Consider the following 19041-nt stretch of genomic DNA (forward strand, 5'->3'; position numbering starts at 1 on the left):
CCCAGATGCCTGCGAACGAGTCACCGAAGCACACCCCCGAGACGTCCGCCACGACCGTGGAGGATGTGCGGACCTGGCTGGCGTCGGCCGTCGCCGACGCGGCCGGACTGGACCCGCTGGCCGTCGACCCACAGCGACCGATCGCGGAATTCGGCCTCGGCTCACGCCAGTTGGTGACTCTGGCCGCCGGTCTGTCCGAGCGGATCGGCCGCACCCTGGACCCCACCCTCGTCTACGACCACCCCACCATCGCGGCGATCGCCGAAGCGGTCCTCGACGACCGGTCCACCGGCACCCGGACCGAGACGGCCGCGCCACGCGTACGGCCCGACGACGACATCGCGATCATCTCCATGGCCTGCCGCTTCCCCGGCGGCGCCGACGACCCCGAGGCGCTGTGGCGGCTGCTGACCACGGGCGGGAACGCCGTCACCGAGGTACCCGCGGGACGTTGGGACACCCAGGGCCTGTACGACCCCGACCCGGAGGCCACCGGCAAGGCCTACACCCTGCGCGGCGGCTTCCTCACCGACATCGACCGCTTCGACGCGTCCTTCTTCGGTATCTCGCCCCGCGAGGCCGCGGCCATGGACCCCCAGCAGCGGCTGCTCCTGCAGACCACCTGGGAGACGATCGAACGCGCCGGCATCGTCCCCGACACCCTGAACGGCAGTTCCACGGGGGTCTACATCGGCCTGTACGACAGCGGATACCTCGCTTCGGCCGCGCTCGGCCAACTCGACGGGCACGTGGGCACCGGCTCGGCGTCCAGCGTGGCCTCCGGGCGCATCGCCTACACCCTCGGCCTCCAGGGCCCGGCGGTCACCGTCGACACGGCCTGCTCCTCCTCCCTGGTCGCCCTGCACCTGGCCGCCCGGGCCCTCGCGGCCGGTGAGTGCGACCTCGCGATCGCCGGTGGCGCGACGCTGCTCGTGACCCCGCGCGGCCATGTCGAGTTCAGCCGCCTGCGCGGCCTCTCGCCCTCCGGGAAGTGCAGCCCGTTCGGGGCCGACGCGGACGGTGTGGTGTGGGCCGAGGGCTGTGGTCTGGTGCTGCTCAAGCGGCTCGCGGACGCCCGGCGGGACGGCGACCGGGTCCTCGCCGTCGTCAAGGGCTCCGCGATCAACCAGGACGGCCGCAGCCAGGGCCTGTCCGCGCCCAGCGGCCCCGCCCAGGAACGCGTCCTGCGCGCCGCCCTGGACGCGGCCGGGCTCCACCCCGACGACCTCGACCACGTCGAGACCCACGGCACCGGCACGAAGCTCGGCGACCCCATCGAGGGCCGCGCCCTGGCCGCCGTCTTCGGCCCGGGCCGCCCGGCCGACCGCCCCCTCGGCATCGGCTCCCTGAAGTCCAACATCGGCCACACCCAGGCCGCCGCGGGCATCGGCGGCGTCATCAAGACGGTCCTCGCCCTCGGACACGGGCAGATGCCCGCGTCCCTGCACGCCGAGACCCCGACCGAGCACATCGACTGGGCGGACAGCGGCCTGCGCGTGCACACCGGCGCGGTGGCGTGGCCGCGCGGCGAGGGCCGCGTGCGCCGGGCCGGGGTGAGCGCGTTCGGGATCAGCGGGACGAACGCGCACGTGGTGCTGGAGGAAGCACCCGAGGAGGCGCCGGATGATGTGCGGGCCCGGCCCGGCGATGCACCGGAGGGCCTGGCGGCCCGGCCCGGCGCCGGTTCGGAAGAAACGCTTCGTCCGCACCTCTTCCCCCTCTCCGCCCGCACCCTCCCCGCCCTCCACGGCCAAGCCGCCCGCCTCCACGCGGCGCTCGCGGCCGACCCCGAGCTGCCCCTGCCCTCCGTCGCCGCCACGCTCACCCACCACCGCACGCACTTCGAGCACCGGGCCGTCGTCCAGGCCGCCGAACGGGACGACCTGCTGACCGCGCTGCGCGCCCTCGCCGACGGACAGCCCGACCCCGGTTTCACCGTCGGCCCCCAGCACACCCTCCCCCCGGGCAAGTTGGCCTTCGTCTTTCCCGGCCAGGGCGCCCAGTGGACCGGCATGGCCCGCGACCTGCTCGACCGGGACCCGGTGTTCGCGGACGAACTCGACCGCTGCGACGCCGCCCTGCGCCCCTTCACCACCTGGTCCGTCGCGGCCGTCCTGCGCGGTGACGCGAACGCGCCCTCCCTGGACCGTGTGGACGTCGTGCAGCCGGTCCTGTTCGCCGTGATGGTGTCCCTCGCCGCCGTGTGGCGGGCCCGGGGCATCCGTCCCGACGCCGTGATCGGGCACAGCCAGGGCGAGGTCGCCGCCGCCTGTGTCGCCGGGGCGTTGAGCCTGAACGACGCCGCCGCGGTCGTCGCCCTGCGCAGCCAGGCCCTGACCGAACTGTCCGGCACCGGCACCATGGCCGTCGTGGCCCTGCCGCACACCGAGGTCGAGCCCCGCCTCCCCGACCACGTCTTCGTCGCCGCCGTCAACAGCGGCCGCTCCACGGTGATCGCCGGCCAGGTCGAACCGCTGCTGGCCCTGCTCGCCGAGTTCGAACGCGAGCAGGTCTTCGTCCGTCGCCTCGACGTCGACTACGCCTCCCACAGCGACCAGGTCGAACCGGTACGCGCCACGATCCTCGACGAACTCGACGGCGTCACCACCTACCCGGCCTCCGTGGCCTGGTACTCCTCGGTCACCGGCGAACCGGTCACCGAGGAGCTGGAGGCCGACTACTGGTACACCAACCTCCGTGAACCGGTCCGCTTCGCGCCCACCGTCGAGCGGATGGCGGCCGACGGCTACCGGTACTTCGTCGAGCTGAGCCCCCACCCGTCCCTGCTCACCGCCGTGCGCACGATCGACGAGGACCTGGTCGCCGTCGGCTCGCTCCGCCGCGACGAGGACGGCCCCGCCTGCCTGGACCGGGCCGCCGCCGAACTCCACGTCCACGGCCGGACCGTCGACCGGCGCAGGCTCAGCTCCGGAATCGCCCCGGCGGCCGAGCTGCCGACGTACGCCTGGGATCTCCAGCGGCACTGGATCGAGCCGGAGTCGGCCGCCGGGGCCCCCGGACTCTTCGACCGTGCCGCGCACCCGCTCCTCGGCGTCCAGCTGCAGTCGGCGGACGAGTCCCGCTGGACCTTCCGGGGCGAGTGGTCGCCGGCCACCGCCGACTGGCTGCCCGACCACGCCGTGTTCGGCCGGACCGTGGTGTCCGGCACGACCCTGATGGAGCTGTGCCGTGCCGCCCTGGAGGTGGCCCGCCCGGACGCCCCTTGCGACGTCACCGACCTGATCGTCCTCACGCCCCTCACCCTGCCGTCCTCCGGCACGGTCGAGGTGTCCGTGGAGGTCGTCACCGCCGGCCCCGTTCCCGAGATCACCGTGCACAGCCGGCCGCGCGGCCAGGAGATCCAGGGCTGGACCCTGCACGCCACCGCCTCCGCGGCCGACTCCGCCCCGGCGGACTCCGGACCGCCTCCGCAGTGGCCCGGGGCCGCCGAACCGTCCTGGACCCCGGACACGTACGACCGCCTGACCGCGCTCGGCCTCGGTTACGGCCCCGCCTTCCGAGGCGTACGGGAAGCGGTCGTGACCGCCGACGGCGAGCTCCTCGCCCGGCTCGTCCTGCCCACCGAGGCCCGCGACACGGCCGACCCCTATCCCGTCCACCCCGCGCTGTTGGACGCCGCCCTCCACGTGGCGGCCGCGCTCGACCCCTCCGACCGCCGGGTACTGCTCCCGGTCGCGGTGGGCCGCTGTGTCCTGCCGCCCGGCGGAGCCACCGACCTGATCGCGTCCGTGCGCCGCACCGGCGCCTCCGACAGCGACCTCACGCTCGACGTGGCCCTGTGGGACACCGACGGGCTTCCGGTGGGCCGGCTGGAGGGCGTACGACTGCGGGCCGCCGACCCGGCGGACCTCGACAGCGGTTCGGAGAACGCCCGTCATCTGTACGAGGTGGTGTGGACGGCGGTGCCCGACGGGCCGAGCGGGGCGTCGCCCACCACGTGGTCGGTGTCCGGCGACACCTCGGACCCGGAGATCGCGGCGGCCTTGGGCGGCCTCGCCGAGTCGGGGATCGAGGTGGCCGACACGGGCGGCGACATCCTCGTACGGTTCTGGCCGCAGCCGTCGGACGAGGCCGAACCGGCCGCCTTGGCACAGGAGTTGGCTGCCACGGCGCTGGCCGAACTCCAGGCGCTCATCGCACTCCCGCCGGAGGAGACGCCCGCCCGGACGGTGTGGGTGACCCGGGGCGCGGTCGCGACCGGTGACGGCGACCTGGCGTCCGGGTTCGCCCAGTCGGTGCTGTGGGGCCTGGCGCGCAGTGCCCGCACCGAGCACCCGGACCTGGGGCTGACCCTGCTCGACGTCGACTCCCCGGCGGGGCTGGAGAGGGCGGTCGCCTGCGCGGACGAGCCCGAACTCGCCCTTCGGGCAGGCGCGTTGCTCGCCCCCAGGCTGGTGCGTGCCCGTGCCGCGGCTGTGCCCCGCGTCCCGGTTGGGGACCGGTACGAGCCGGTCGACCTGACGGCGGAACCGGCGCCTCGCCCAGCGGAGTCCCGCGTGCCGAGGCGCACGGCGGTGCCCACCGACGGCACCGTGCTGATCACCGGCGGCCTCGGCGCGGTCGGACGGCACATCGCGCACCTCCTCGCCGAACGCGGTGTTCCGCGGTTGCTGTTGACGTCTCGTCAGGGCGTTGCCGACACGCGTGCCGCCGAGGTCACCGCCGAACTCGCCGCGCTCGGCGCCGAGGCCGAGGTGGCGGCGTGCGACATCGCGGACGCGGCGGCCGTGGCGGACCTACTCGGCCGGATCGGCGACGAGTGGCCGCTGCGCGGTGTCGTGCACTGCGCCGGTGTCCTGGCCGACGGTGTGGTCACCGAGCTGACCCCCGAGCGCCTCGCCGAGGTGCTGCGCCCCAAGGTCGACGGCGCCGCGCATCTGCACCGGCTCACCGCAGAGCTGCCGCTCGACCTGTTCCTGCTGGTTTCCTCGGCCGCCGGTGTCGTCGGCAACGCGGGTCAGGGCAACTACGCGGCGGCCAACGTCTTCCTCGACCAACTCGCCCACCACCGACGGGCCCTGGGCCTGCCCGGTGTATCGGTGTCCTTCGGCGCCTGGGCGGGCGAGGGCCTCGCCGTCGAGCACGCCGACCTGGAGCGGATGGCCCGTCTCGGCCACCGTGCCCTCACCCCCGACCAGGGACGCGAACTCGTCGAACTCTCCCTGCGCCGGGGCACCCCGCACCTGGTCGCCTGGGCCCTGGACCTGCCCCGGCTGCGGGCCGGCACGGCGCACTCGGACGGCGGTTCGGCCGCCCTGTGGCGTTCCCTGCTGCCCGCGCCCCGCACGAGCCGAGAGGGCGACGGTCTCGCCGACCGCCTCGCCCGGCTCCCGGAGGCCGAACGCGCCGAACGCGTCCTCGCCCTGATCCGCGAGGAGGCCTCCCGCGCCCTCGGCCTGCGCTCGGCGGAGTCCGTCCGCCCCGACCAGCCGCTGCGTGACCTCGGCATGGACTCCGTGACCGCCGTCGAACTGCGGAACCGTATCGGCACCCGTATCGGCGCCAAGCTCCCCGCGACCCTCCTCTTCGACCACCCCACTCCGGCACGGCTCGCCGAGCACCTGCTGCGCACCGCGCTCGCCACGGACGGCCGTACGGCGACCGCCCGTCGTGCCGTCGCCCGGCCCGCCGCCGCGAAAACGCCCGCCGTCGACGAACCGGTGGCCGTCGTCGCCATGGCCTGCCGGCTGCCCGGCGGAGTCACCGACCCGGAGGGCCTGTGGCGGCTGGTCGCCGAGGGGCGGGACGCGGTGGGGCCCTTCCCCGCCGACCGCTGGGACGTGGAGTCGCTCTACGACCCCGACCCGGACGCCATGGGCAAGTCCTACGCCCGCGAGGGCGGCTTCCTCGACGACATCGACTCCTTCGACGCGGGCTTCTTCGGGATCACCCCGAAGGAGGCCGCCGCCATGGACCCGCAGCAGCGGCTGCTGCTGGAGACGGCCTGGGAGGCGCTGGAGCGCGCCGGGATCGTGCCCGCCGAGCTGGCGGGCAGCACCACCGGTGTCTACGTCGGAATGTTCGGCAGCGAGTATCTGGCGGGCTCCCGCCTCGACCAGCTGGACGGCTACGTCGGCACCGGCTCGGCGCTGAGCGTGGCCTCGGGGCGGCTCGCGTACGCGCTGGGACTCAACGGACCGGCCCTGACCGTGGACACGGCGTGCTCGTCGTCGCTGGTGGCCGTGCATCTGGCGGCCCAGGCGCTGCGCTCCGGCGAGTGCGACCTGGCGCTCACCGGTGGCGTCACCCTGATGGTGACCCCGCAGACCTTCGTGGAGTTCAGCCGACTGCGCGGCCTGTCGCCGACCGGCCGCTGCCGCTCCTTCTCCGACGACGCCGACGGCGCCATCTGGTCCGAGGGCGCCGGCATGGTCGTACTGAAGCGGCTGAGCGACGCCCGGCGCGACGGCGACGAGGTACTGGCCGTGCTGCGCGGCACGGCCGTCAACCAGGACGGCCGCAGCCAGGGCCTGTCCGCCCCGAACGGCCCCGCACAGGAGCAGGTCGTCCGGCGGGCGCTGGAACAGTCCGGTCTGGAGCCCGCCGACATCGACCACGTCGAGGCCCACGGCACGGGCACCACGCTCGGCGATCCGATCGAGGCGAACGCCCTGGCCGAGGTCTTCGGCGCCTCCCGGCCGCACGACCGGCCGCTGTACCTGGGCTCGCTCAAGTCCAACATCGGCCACGCGCAGGCCGCTTCCGGCGTCCTCGGCCTGATCAAGGTGGTCCAGTCGCTGCGCCACCGGTCCCTCCCGCGCACCCTGCACGCCGGCACCCCCAGTCGGCACGTCGACTGGGACGGCAGCGGGTTGAGCCTGCTGCACGACGCGGTGGCCTGGGCGCCGGCCGACGGACGGACCCGGCGGGCCGGTGTGAGCGCCTTCGGCATCAGCGGCACCAACGCGCACGTGATCGTGGAGGAGGCGCCGGGAGCCGTCGAGGCGGAGCCGACGGAACGCCCCGCACCCGGGAAGCGGCTGTTCGTGCTCTCCGGGCGCGGCGAGGCGGCCGTACGCGGCCAGGCCGCACGCCTCGCCGAGTATGTGCACGACGAGCGTGCCGAGCTGTCCGACGTCGCCTTCACCCTGGCCCGGCACCGCAGCCACTTCGAGCGGCGTACGGCGATCGTGGCCGGGGACAGGGGCGAACTGCGCGCCCGGCTCGACGAGTTGGCGGACGGGCGGACACCCCTGCCCGCGCCTCGCGAGGATCAGACCGGCAAGGTGGCCTTCGTGTTCGCCGGCCACGGCGGTCAATGGCCGGGCATGGGCCTGGAGTTGATGACCGACTCGAACGCCTTCCGTGCGGAACTGACCCGCATCGACCGGGCGATCCACGCGCGTGCCGGCTGGTCCGTGCTCGACGTCCTGCGGGACGGAGAAGCCGAGCTGGAGCGGACCGAGATCCTCCAGCCGGTGCTGTTCGCCGTCAACGCCGCCCTGGGCGCTGCCTGGCGCGCGCTCGGCGTCGCCCCGGACGCCGTGGTCGGGCACAGCCTGGGCGAGATCGCCGCCGCCTACGTCGCGGGGTCCCTCACCCTCGACGACGCCGTGACCGTGATCACCGGGCGTGCCCGGGCCGTCGTACCGCTGGCGGGCAAGGGCGGCATGCTCGCCGTGCACCTGCCCCGCCCCCAGGTCGAGGAACTGCTCACGCCGTACGCGGGCCGCCTGTTCGTCGCGGCCGTCAACAGCCCGGACTCCACGGCCGTCTCCGGCGAGGCCGACGCCCTGGCCGCACTGCGCCGACACCTGGACGACCAGGACATCCCCGCCCGGCCACTGTCCACGGCCTTCGCCTCGCACACCCCCCTCATGGCCCCGGTCCGCGAGGAACTCCTCGACCGGTTCGCCGCCGTCCGGGGCGTTCGGACCCCGGTCCCGCTGTACTCGACGGTGCTGGCGGAGCCGGTGTCCGGGGAACGGCTGGACGCCGGGTACTGGTACGCCAACCTCAGCGAACCCGTGCGGTTCGCGGACGCGATCCGGCGGATGCTGGACGACGGCTACCGCTACTTCGTCGAGCTGAGCCCCCACCCCTCGCTCGGCTCGTCGATCGAGGCCGTGGCCGCCGAGGCGGGCATCGACGCCGTGAGCGTCGCGTCCCTGCGCAGGCGACAGGACGGCCAGGGCGTTCTGCTGCGGGGACTCGGCGAGTTGTACGCGGCCGGGCACACACCCGAGTGGGCGCCCCTGTTCCCGGCCGGCCGCCGCGTCGACCTGCCCACCTACGCCTTCGCCCGCGAACGCCACTGGCTCGCCCCCGCCCCCCGCACCGACGCGGGCGCACCGCTGCTGGGCACGCACATCGAGGCCAGCGACGAACCCGACCGGCACCTCTTCCAGACCGACATCGACCTGCGCGACCCCCGCTTCGCCTACCTCACCGACCACCGGGTCACCGGCGAGGTGTGGCTGCCCGCGGCCGCCTTCCTGGACATGGCCCTGGAGGCCGTGTCCGCGCTGGGCCGGAGCGACATACGCCTGACCGACGTCGCGTTCCTCCAGCCGCTGCGCCTGGACGCGGAGCGGCCCGCACGGCTGCAACTGGTGCTGCGGCCCGCCGAGGACGGGCGGCGGGAGTTCACCATCTCCTCGGCGGCCACCGGCACCGGGCAAGCACGATGGGAGCGGCACGTCACCGGGCGTGTCGCCCCAAGCGCGGACGACACACCCCCGAGGACCGAGCCGCTCGCCGAGCTGCGCGCCGAGTGCAGGCGGGACGTCGACCTGTCGGCGGTCTACACCGGACTCGGCGCCCTCGGCATCGACTACGGCCCCGCCTTCCGAGGACTCGCACAAGGTCACCGCGCGGGCGGCGCCGCCCTCGGCCGGCTCGCGCCGAAGCCCGCCGCCGGACATCTCCTGCACCCCGCCGTCCTCGACGCCGCCTTCCACACGGCCGCCCTGCCGGGGGACGCACCCGAGGGCCGGGCCTTCGTGCCCGCCGGGGTCGGACGCCTGCGGTTCACGGGGCTGACGACCACGCCCACGTGGGTGACCTGCCGACTGCGTTCCGTGGACGGCGACACCGCGCTCCTCGACCTCGCCCTGTTCGACGAGGACGAGCAACTCGTCCTGGAGGCCGTGGAGTTCAGGCTCGCCGCGCTCTCGCCGCTGGACGGCGCCCTCTTCGAGACCCGCTGGCAGCCCCGCCCGGCCGCGAAGGAGGCTCCCGGCGGCGGCAGTTGGCTGATCCTCGCCGACGACACGGGTGTGGCCGCCGCGCTCGCCGACCGGCTGAGCCAGGCCGCCGTGCCGCATGTGATCGCCCGCAGGGGCGAGGGGTTCGCGGTCGAGGGCCCCGGCCGCTACGTCCTGGACCCGGCCGATCAGCGGCACCTGGCCCGCCTGTTCGACGAGGCCTACCCGGACGCGCCGCCCGGCCGAGTGGTCCAACTCTCCGCACTCGACGCCCCCGCGGTGACCGACGACCGTACGGCCGAGGAGGCGGCCCGCCTGGCCTGCCTGAGCACACTGCACCTGGTGCGGACCCTCGCCGAACGGCCGGCGCACGGCCGGGCGCCACGCCTCTTCGTGGTCGCCCGCGGCAGCCAGGCCGCCGGTGACAGTACGCGGGTGACGCACCCGGAGCAGGCCCTGGCCTGGGGCTTCGGCCTCGCGGTGGCCCAGGAGCACCCGGAACTGGCGACCACCCTCATCGACCTGCCGCCCAGCAGCGGTACGGACGCACTGCCTCTCGGTGACCGTACGGACGCCCTGCCTCCCCGCGACGGTACGGACGCCCTGCCGCCCATCGACGGCATCGACGCCCTGTGGACCCAGCTGCGCCACGCCGACGACGAACGCCTCGTCGCGCTGCGCGGAGCGGGCCGCCTGGTGCCCCGCCTGACCCGCACCCGCCCCGACGACGGCGGACACGGCCGGATCACCCCCGACGGCGTGTATCTGATCACCGGTGGCCTCGGCGGCCTCGGCCGGGTCGTCGCCGAGCGACTGGTCCGGCGCGGCGCCCGCGGCCTCGCCCTGCTGAGCCGGGGAACCCCGGGCCCGGACACCGCCGACTGGATCAAGGGCCTGGAGGAACGCGGCGTCACCGTGCTCCTGCCCCGCGCCGACGTCGCCGACCGCGCCGGTCTCAGGACCGCCCTGGACGCCGTACGACACGAAGCCGGGCCGATCGCCGGAGTCGTCCACGCGGCCGGTGTCCTCGACGACGCGACCGTGGCGAACCTGACCGACGAACGCGTCCTGCGCGTCCTCGCCCCCAAGGTCCTCGGCACCACCCTCCTCACCGAACTGGTCCCCGAAGCACATGACTTGGTGCTGTTCGCCTCGGCGGCCGGTCTCCTCGGTTCCGCCGGGCAGAGTCCGTACTCGGCGGCGAACGCCTTCCTCGACGCGTGGGCCCACCACCTCGCCCGCACCGGCCGCCGGGCGCTGAGCCTGGACTGGGGTGCCTGGACGGGCGTCGGCATGGTCGCCGAATCCGGCACCCGCGCCACCGAGACGGCCCGCTCCGGCCTGGTCGCCTTCTCCCCGCAGGACGGCGGCGAACTCTTCGACCGGGTCCTGTCCACCGAGCGCCGCCAGCTCGCACCCCTCGCCCTGGACTGGGAGATGCTCGCCCTCGACCCAGGCGCCGCCCGCACGCGCCCGATCCTCGGTGACCTGATCACCCTCCCGACGGGCGGTTCACAGACACCGGACGCCCTGGTCGAGCAGGTCCTCGACGCCACGACGGACACCGAGCGCGCCGAGCGGATCGAAGCGTACGTACGGGCCAGGGTCCGTGATGTCTCCGGCGGCGGCGCCGAGGTGTCCGCGACCACGGCCCTGAAGGAACTCGGCCTGGACTCCCTGATGCTGGTGCGGCTCCGCAACGCCTTCGCCCGCGAACTGGGCGTGGAACTCCCGGCCGCCGCCGTCTTCTCGGCCGCCGACATCCGGGGCCTCGCCCGGACCCTCGCGGCCGCCCTGCCCGAACGGGCCACGGACACGGCGACACAGCCCACCCCGGAGACCGTGCCCGACAGCGAACTGCGGCCCGCCACCCGCGATGTCGTACGACTGCTCAGGAGCGCGTCGGCGAACATGCCGGGCGCCGCGCACGCCGTCGGCCTCGCCGTACGCCTCACCACCCCGACCACCCGCGACGCCCTCACCGGCATCCTCACCAGGCTCGCCGGACGGCACGCGGCCCTGCGCACGGCGATCGTCTCCGGGAGCACCGGTGGCGCACGGCAGCTGCGGGTCGAGCGGGAGCCCGCGGAGCCGTTGCTGCGCTGGACGACCGCGACCGCCGATGCCGGACTCGACGCCGGCGACCGGCTGCGCGCGCTGCTGGAACCGCCGTTCGACCTGGCGACGGCACCCCTGTGGCGCTTCGAACTGCTCGACGGCGGTACGGACCACGGCCAGACCCTGGTCTTCGGCGCCCACCACGCGGTGAGCGACCTCCAGTCGCTCCTGCTGGTCGCGGGCGAGATCGACGCGGAACTCACCGGCACCCCGCTCGGCGACACGGTCACCAACCGGGACATCGACCTGCTGATCGAGGCGCAGCAACCAGGGCCGCGCACAGCCGCGTCGAACGGACCCGACGAGTGGCGCGAGGCCTTCCACGGCAGCGCCCGCCTCGACCTGACCCTCGCCCGGCCACGCCCGCAGCAGCGGTCGTACCGCGCCGGAAGCGTCACCGTCACGATCCCCGACGGACTCATGGCGCAGGTCTCGGCGGCCGCCGGCGGCCTCGCCGTCACCCCCGCCGCCTTCTGCCTCGGCGCCCTGACCGTCCTGCTGGCCCGCAGGCGCGAACGTGAGCGTTTCGTGCTCGCCGTGCCCGTGGACACCCGCATCCACGCCGACGCGTTCGACGCGGTGGGCTTCTTCGGAGTCCCGGTGCCGTTCCCGGCGGAAGCCCGTGCGGGGGAGCGGATCGAGGAGGTGTTGCGCCGCACCGACGCCCGTCTCGCGAAGGTCCTCGCCAAGGGCGTCATGTTCTCCGACGTCCTGCCGACCCTGGCCAAGCAGGGCCTGTATCGGGCCGACGCGCCCCTGGTCGAGGTGTACTTCAACTACGTACGGTCGGCCTCGGGTCGACTGACGAACCTGGAGGTGCTGCCCGTCGGCACGGGCTACTCCGACCTCGACCTCATGATCACCATGACGCCGGACGCGGGCAGCGTCCGCCTCGACCACAACCTCGACATCCTGGACGCGGCGACCGCGACGGGACTGGGGGAGGAGTTCCTGGGGCTGCTCGCGGCGGCGGTGGACGATCCGACGGCGCCGGTGCGTGTGACGGTCGAGGACCCAACGGCACCGGTGCGTACGACGGCCGAGAGCACCCCGGTCACAGCGGCCCCGCGCCGCGGCCTCGCCCTCGCCGCCACCTTCGCCCTCGGCAACCTTCCCCTGATGATCGGGACGGCGGTCGGCGAGGGTGCGCCCGACGGCGGCCCGACCGTCGCCGAAGCCCCTTACCACCAGGTGCTGGCAAGCCTCCGCGATCCCTCCGGCGTCTTCGCCGACCCCACGACCACCGTGGGCGTGGCGCTGCTGCGGGCGACGGACCTGGAACGGTTCGGCCCGGTGGACGACGCACTCCTCGCCGAGCTGCGCACCGCGTACCCGGCCGCGCTGCGGGCCGTCGCCGAGCGCACCCGCAAGTCGCTGATCGTCGGCTTCCTGCCCTCCGGCCGCGACGACGAACGCCTCGCACGATGGGAGCGCGAGATCGCCGCAGAGTTGGCCGAACAGCCCGGCATCGCGGTACTCGGCCCCGACGACTGGACCCGCCACCACTCCGTCGCCGAACGCTTCGACGAGCGCACCGAACGCCTCGCCCACCTGCCCTTCACCGCGCACTTCCAGGCGGCGGTGGCCCTGCGCCTCGCCGAGGCCGTACGGGCGGTGGGGCGCCCCGCGCCGAAGGTGATCGCCGTCGACGGCGACGAGACCCTGTGGGGCGGGGTCGCCGGGGAGATCGGACCGGAGGCGGTGGACCTGACCGGCCCACGCGCGCTGCTGGCCCGCAGGCTGCTCCAGTGGCGGGCGGCGGGCGCGCTGCTGGCGCTGGTCAGCAACAACGACGAGGACACCGTCCGTGCCGTACTGGATCGCCCGGACAGCCTCCTCAAGCCGGAACACTTCAGCGTCCTGTCCGCCGCCTGGGGCCCCAAGCCGGTCCGCCTGGCCGACGCGGCGAGCACTCTCAACCTGGGCCTGGACAGCTTCCTCTTCCTGGACGACAACCCGGCCGAGATCGCCAAGATGCGTGCCGCCCTGCCGCAGGTGCTGTCCGTGACCTGCCCGCCGACGCCCGAAATGCCCGATTTCCTGTGCCGGTTGTGGCCGCTCGTCCCGGCCGCCGCGACGGCCGAGGACGCGCTCCGGGCACGTTTCTACGAGCAGGAGCGCGAGCGTGACTCCGTACGCGAGCAGCAGGCCGACTTCGAGGAGTTCCTGGCCGAGCTGGAACTGGAGGTCGACATCAGGGCCCTGACCGACGACGACGTCCAGCGGGCCGAACAACTCGTCCGCCGCACCAACCAGTTCACCCTGCGCGCCCGTTCCGCCGACGGCGGCGACGTCGCCCGCTGGCGCGAGCGCGGCGAGGTGTGGACGGCGGCGGCCCGGGACCGGTTCGGCGACTACGGCCAGATCGGCCTGCTCGCCCTGCGCCCCGACGGCGACCAACTCGAGGTCCTGGCCTGGATGATGAGCTGCCGCGCGCTCGGCCGGGGCGTCGAGGAACGCCTGCTGGGGTGGCTCGCCGACCACGCCGACGAACTGGGCTGCGCCAAGGTCCACCTGACGGCGGAACGAACCCCGCGCAACACACCGGCCCGGCGTATCGTCGCCGCGCTCGGCGGCGGGGACGTGGACGACGAGCGACTGGACCTCGTGGTCACACCGGAACACCTGCGGGCGTTCCGCTCCTGGCGGCAGTGAGGGGGCGCGGCAGCAGTGAGGGAAAGGACGGCGGACAACGTGAAGGGCTCTCATGGGTGACGTGAACGACGGCGCGCGGGCATACGCCGAGTCGATCGAGCGGGGCGGTGGCGGGCTCGGCGTGGACGACCTGCTGGCGAAGGTCATGACGGCGGGTGCGTCCGAGTCCGGGGAGATCGCAGCTCAGGCCGCCGCACCGGCCGCCGAGGGTGCCCTGGACGTGGACACCCTGGCCGCCACCATCGCCACCGCGGCGGGCCGCCATCTCCCCGAGGGCCGTCTCTCACCCGACGCGGACTTCTTCGACGCGGGCGGCACCTCCGTCCACGCCGTGGAACTCGTCGCGGAGCTGGAGAGCGAACTCGGCATGGAGTTCGACCTGGACGAGGTGTTCGCCGACGCGAGGCCGATCAGCCTGGCCCGGCGGTGGCTGGAGGCGAGTGGGGCCACACACGCCCCGCCGGCAGCCCCGGTCGTCTCTCCGACCGCCCCCGCCCCGCTCACCCTTCCGGCCGCCGCGCCCTACGCCCCGCCGCCCCCGGTCCTGCCGGCCACTGCCCCCGCCGCCCCCTACACCACCGCCCGCCCCGAGGACCTCGAACAGATCCTCGCCGACCTCGCCCTCGCCGACCGCCTCCCCTTCACCCGCTCGCCCGAGCCGCTGCCGCCCCGCCGCGTCCTGCTGACCGGAGCCACCGGCTTCCTCGGCAGCCATATGCTCCTGGACCTGCTGCGGCACAGCGACGCGCACGTCTACTGCCTGGTGCGCGCGGCCGACCAGGAGACGGCCACGGCCCGGCTCGGCGAAGCGCTGAAGAGCTACCGGCTGCCCTGGTCGTCGGAGATCCGCCGCCGGATCACGGTCCTCCCCGGCGACATCCGCCTGCCCCGCCTCGGCCTCGACGACGAGCTGTGGCACCGCCTCGCCCACGAACTGGACAGCGTCGTCGGCGTCGCGGCGGCCGTGGACTTCCTACGCGGCTACCACTCGCTGCGCACCAGCAACGTCCTCGGCGCCCTCACGCTCGCCGAACTGGCGGCGACCGGCCGCCCCAAGCCGCTGCACCACATCTCCTCCATCGCCGTCTTCAACGAGGTCGGCATCACCGCCATGGGCGAGGACGACCCGCTCGCCCACATCGACCGCCTCATCGCCGGCTACGACCAGACCAAGTGGACCGCCGAGGTCGCGCTGCGCCGCGCCCGCGACCACGGCCTGCTGGTGACGGCCATGCGCCCGGGCGGCATCGGCGGCCACACCAGGACCGGCGCGTACAACCCGCAGGACCTCAGCAGCGGCCTGATCTCCGCCTTCGCCCGCTTCCGCACGGTCCCTGCCTTCCGTTACCTCAACGCGGCGCCGGTGGACTGGGTGAGCCGCACCGCCGTCGCCGTCATCTGCGAACCCGACGCCTGGGGCTACGACTACAACCTCACCGGCGTCCCCAACACCCTCGACGATGTCGTACGCGACATGGCCCTCGGCGGTATGCACGTCCGCGTGCAGGACTGGGACGCATGGCGGGCCGACGCCCTGGCCCGCCTCCAGGCCGAGCCGGTTCCCGAACTGACCTTCCTCACCCGGGTGTTGCAGAGCCCCAGCGCGTTGAAGCTGTGCGAGGCGACCCTGAAGGGCCCGGCGGCCGTCGACGACCGCACCGCCGCCCTCGTCGAGGCGCTCGGTCTGCCGCCCGCCGCCCGCTATGACGCGCAGGCCCAGCTGAAGACGTTCGAAAAGCTCGCCGACGACGGCCTCGCCCGGCTGCCCCAGAAGGACGACACCCCCTACCTGTGGTTCACCGAGAACACCGAGGGCACGGTCGGCCCGGTCGGCGCCCCCGCCGACACACCCTGCGCCATGCGACTCACCCTCTCCATCGCCGGGATGCACCAGCTGGTGAAGGAACGCCGGGTCGACGTGCAGGGCGAACTCACCTGCCCGGCCCTCCACCCCGAACCGGTCGTCGTCGAACGCGGCGACCTCGTCGTCCGCCCCGAGGAGGGCATCCCCGAACAGCACGGCATGCGCCACCAACTCATCAGCTACCAGCTGGAGTTGGTGGACGCCGACGGTGGCCGCTGGTGGCTGCGCGGCCGCAAGTACGCCCGCGCCCGCCGTGACGTGTGGCGCCAGACCCGTGCCCTGACCGTCGAGATCGGCCGCGCGGGCGAACCGGCGAGCCTGGCGGGCGAGGTCGTCGTCCCCGCCGACTCCTACGTCCGCGACCAGATCGACGGCATCCACGTCGACCCGCGCCTGACCGGTCAGGAGAAGCGGGCCGCCAAGCTGACCTGGCTCGCCTGGTTCGGTCTGGAGATGGGCCGCGGACTGCTCGGCCCGTTCGCCCGGGCCGCCGCGGACCTGCTCGACCTGCGCCGCCCCACCACCCTCACGGAGCGCCACCGATGATCTTCAGAACGGCCGGTCCCCGGACCACCACCCGACCCGCGCTCCGCCGGGTCAGGACCACCGCGGCCCTGCGCCCGCTCCAGCACCGCCTGGATCCGGCCCGTGTCGAGGAGATCCCCTTCCAGGCGGCCGACGGCGTACGCCTGGGCCTCACCCGCGTCGACAGCGGCGAACCGAACCGCCCCGCCGTACTCCTCCTCCACGGGCACACGGCGTCCGCCGACATGTTCCTGCTGCCCGAGACCCGCAACCTCGTCGACGCCCTCCTCGACGACGGTTACGAACCCTGGCTGCTGGACTGGCGGGGCAGCTGCCGGCTGCCGTACAACGAGACCGGCCAGAGGTACACGTACGACGACGTGGCGCTGTACGACATCCCGGCCGCCGTCAACCACATCCGCGGCCGTATCGGCGACCGCCCGCTGTTCGTGGTCGCCCACTGCATCGGCTCGCTCACCCTGTCGCTGAGCATGACGGCGGGTCTGGTCCCCGGTCTCGCGGGAGTGGTCTCGCAGGGGGTGTTCCTGACCCCGAAGCTCGCGGGCCGCACGTCCCTGCGCATGACGGTGGCGGGGGAGCTGCTGAAGTCCCGCATCGACCACATACCGGTCGACTTCCGCAAGGTCGGCCTCCGGTCGAAGTACACGGCGCTCTTCGCCCTCGCCTCCCGCAAGGCGGACTGCCCCGACCCCACCTGCCAGATCCTGCACAACTCGGCCTGGGGCACCGGCGCCTCGCTCTTCGTCCACGAGCATCTGTCGGAGACCACCCACAACCGGCTCGCCGACCTCCTCGGCCCCGCCCCGCTGTGGATCCTCCCGCATCTGCGCCGGATCGAACTGGCCCGCAGCGTCGTCCGCTGGCACGACACCGACCACCGCTACCAGGCCCTGCCCCCGAACGCGCTGGACGCGGCCGCCCGCATCGACACCCCCGTCCTGCTGATGGCCGGCAGTGACAACGGCCTGTGGCTGGACTCCCAGCAGCTCTGCCACGACATCCTCGCCCGCCGACAGCCCCAGCTGGACGTGACGTACACCGAGATCCCGGGCTACGGTCACCTCGACACCTTCCTGGGCCGGGGCGCGGCCCTGGACGTCTTCGGCCACATCCTCGATTTCCTCGGCGAACGACGGTGACGCGCGCCCGGCGGCCGGTTAACGTACCGGACAGTAACCGGACCGCACCGCAGGAGGCCCCCATGCCGCAGCTCGAAGTCGACGGCGCGACACTGACGTACGACGACGAGGGCCCCCGCGACGGCGACGGTGTACCCCTGGTGTTCATCCACGGCTGGACGGCCAACCGCCACCGCTGGGACCACCAGGTGGCGCACTTCTCCGGCGAACGACGGGTCATCCGCCTCGACCTGCGCGGGCACGGGGAGAGCAGCGGCGCCGGAGTGCGCACGATCGAGGAGCTGGCGCGAGACGTCCTCGCCCTTCTCGACCACCTCAAGGTCGACCGTTTCATTCCCGTCGGCCACTCCATGGGCGGCATGATCAGCCAGACCCTCGCCCTGTCCCACCCGGAGCGGGTGGAGCGCATGGTGCTGGTCAACTCGATCAGCCGCATGACGTACAACAAGGGCAGGGGCCTGCTCATGGCCGCCTCGGCCCGGGTCCCCTTCAAGCTCTTCGTCGCCGCCAACATCCAGCGCGCCTTCGCCCCCGGCTACCCCCGCGAGCGGATCCAGGAGTACATCCGCGCCTCCGGGACCACCCCGCGCGAGGTCGTCATGACCCTCTACGGCGCCATGCGCGCCTTCGACGTCCTCGACCGGGTCCCCGAGATCACCGCCCCCACCCTCCTGATCCACGGCTACCACGACATCCAGCTGCCCGTCTCCCAGATGCTCCGCATGGCCAAGGCCTACCCGGACGCCGTGGTCCGCATCATCGACGCGGGCCACGAACTCCCGGTGGAGAAGCCCGCGGAACTGACCAGGGCACTGGAGGGCTTCCTCACCACCAAGGCGTGATCTCGGCTCCAGCTCCAGCTTTCGGGTCCAGCTTCGGGTCCGGACGGGCCCGGTGTTCGCGCAGCTCCGGCACGCGGCCGGGCTGCCACAGCCCCGTACGACGCGTGGTGCACGTCGTGTGATGCTGAGGCCATGACTGGACAAGCCGAGATCACCGTCGTCCACTGGACGGCCAGCAGTGATTCCGACACCGACGGGCTCGCCGCGCTGCTCGCGGCCTACCACCTGCGGACGGAGGCCGAGAAGGGCGAGGCCGTCGCCGGTGTGGACGGGCTGCCGGAGCGGTATCGGGCCGAGGTCGCCGACCCGGGGGCGGCGTTCGCCGACGACGTCGTGCTGCTGGCGCTGAGCGGTGACACCGCCGTGGGCTGTCTGGTGGTGACCGCGCCCACCGGCGGAGGGTCGGAGATCAAGCGGCTCTGGACGGACCCGGCGTTCCGGGGCCGGGGCGTCGCGTCCGGCCTGATCGACGCCGCGTTCGCGCACGCCGCCGGGAACGGCGTGGGCACGGTCCGGCTGTCGGTGTGGAAGTGGCGGACCACGGCCATCGCCCTGTACGAACGCCTCGGCTTCGCCGTCACCGAGTCGTGGGACGAGCGGGACCAGCTGGTGTGCATGGAACGCGCCGTGTGAGCGCCCACGGCAGGCGGCGGCCGACCCCGCTCGCGCGGGACCGGCCGCCGCTGTCGACGACGAACCCTCAGTCCAAG

General features: G+C 73.9%; 5 protein-coding genes. All 5 read left to right on the forward strand.

Annotated features, from left to right (window positions below; genetic code table 11):
• The first annotated feature begins 5 nt into the window (after window positions 1-5).
• The 5 genes from SGFS_RS50430 (at window position 6) to SGFS_RS50450 (ending at window position 18964) form a co-directional block, all read left to right on the forward strand.
• The gene (locus tag SGFS_RS50430; protein ID WP_286259569.1) at window positions 6-13940 is read left to right on the forward strand and encodes a type I polyketide synthase; all 13935 of its coding nucleotides are present in this window, start codon (window positions 6-8) and stop codon (window positions 13938-13940) included.
• Window positions 13941-13992: 52 nt separating this feature from the next.
• Window positions 13993-16350 (forward strand): thioester reductase domain-containing protein, encoded by a 2358-nt coding sequence (locus SGFS_RS50435; protein WP_286259571.1) that lies wholly within the window; start codon window positions 13993-13995, stop codon window positions 16348-16350.
• Complete coding sequence (locus tag SGFS_RS50440) at window positions 16347-17489, forward strand: alpha/beta hydrolase (protein WP_286259573.1); 1143 nt, start codon at window positions 16347-16349, stop codon at window positions 17487-17489. Before SGFS_RS50435 ends, SGFS_RS50440 begins: the two co-directional genes overlap by 4 nt.
• A 62-nt stretch (window positions 17490-17551) precedes the next feature.
• On the forward strand, window positions 17552-18331 hold the full coding sequence (locus tag SGFS_RS50445) for an alpha/beta fold hydrolase (protein WP_286259575.1): 780 nt from the start codon (window positions 17552-17554) through the stop codon (window positions 18329-18331).
• A 132-nt stretch (window positions 18332-18463) separates the two neighbouring features.
• A complete protein-coding gene (locus tag SGFS_RS50450) occupies window positions 18464-18964 on the forward strand; it encodes a GNAT family N-acetyltransferase (protein WP_286259577.1) in 501 nt (166 codons plus the stop codon).
• Window positions 18965-19041: the final 77 nt, after the last annotated feature.

It is taken from the genome of Streptomyces graminofaciens (genome assembly GCF_030294945.1).
In the GTDB taxonomy this organism is placed as follows: domain Bacteria; phylum Actinomycetota; class Actinomycetes; order Streptomycetales; family Streptomycetaceae; genus Streptomyces; species Streptomyces graminofaciens.

Coding starts and splice junctions, on each gene's coding strand:
- SGFS_RS50430 (WP_286259569.1), top strand. CDS start 6: ATGCCTGCGAACGAGTCACCGAAGCACACCCCCGAGACGTCCGCCACG.
- SGFS_RS50435 (WP_286259571.1), top strand. CDS start 13,993: ATGGGTGACGTGAACGACGGCGCGCGGGCATACGCCGAGTCGATCGAG.
- SGFS_RS50440 (WP_286259573.1), top strand. CDS start 16,347: ATGATCTTCAGAACGGCCGGTCCCCGGACCACCACCCGACCCGCGCTC.
- SGFS_RS50445 (WP_286259575.1), top strand. CDS start 17,552: ATGCCGCAGCTCGAAGTCGACGGCGCGACACTGACGTACGACGACGAG.
- SGFS_RS50450 (WP_286259577.1), top strand. CDS start 18,464: ATGACTGGACAAGCCGAGATCACCGTCGTCCACTGGACGGCCAGCAGT.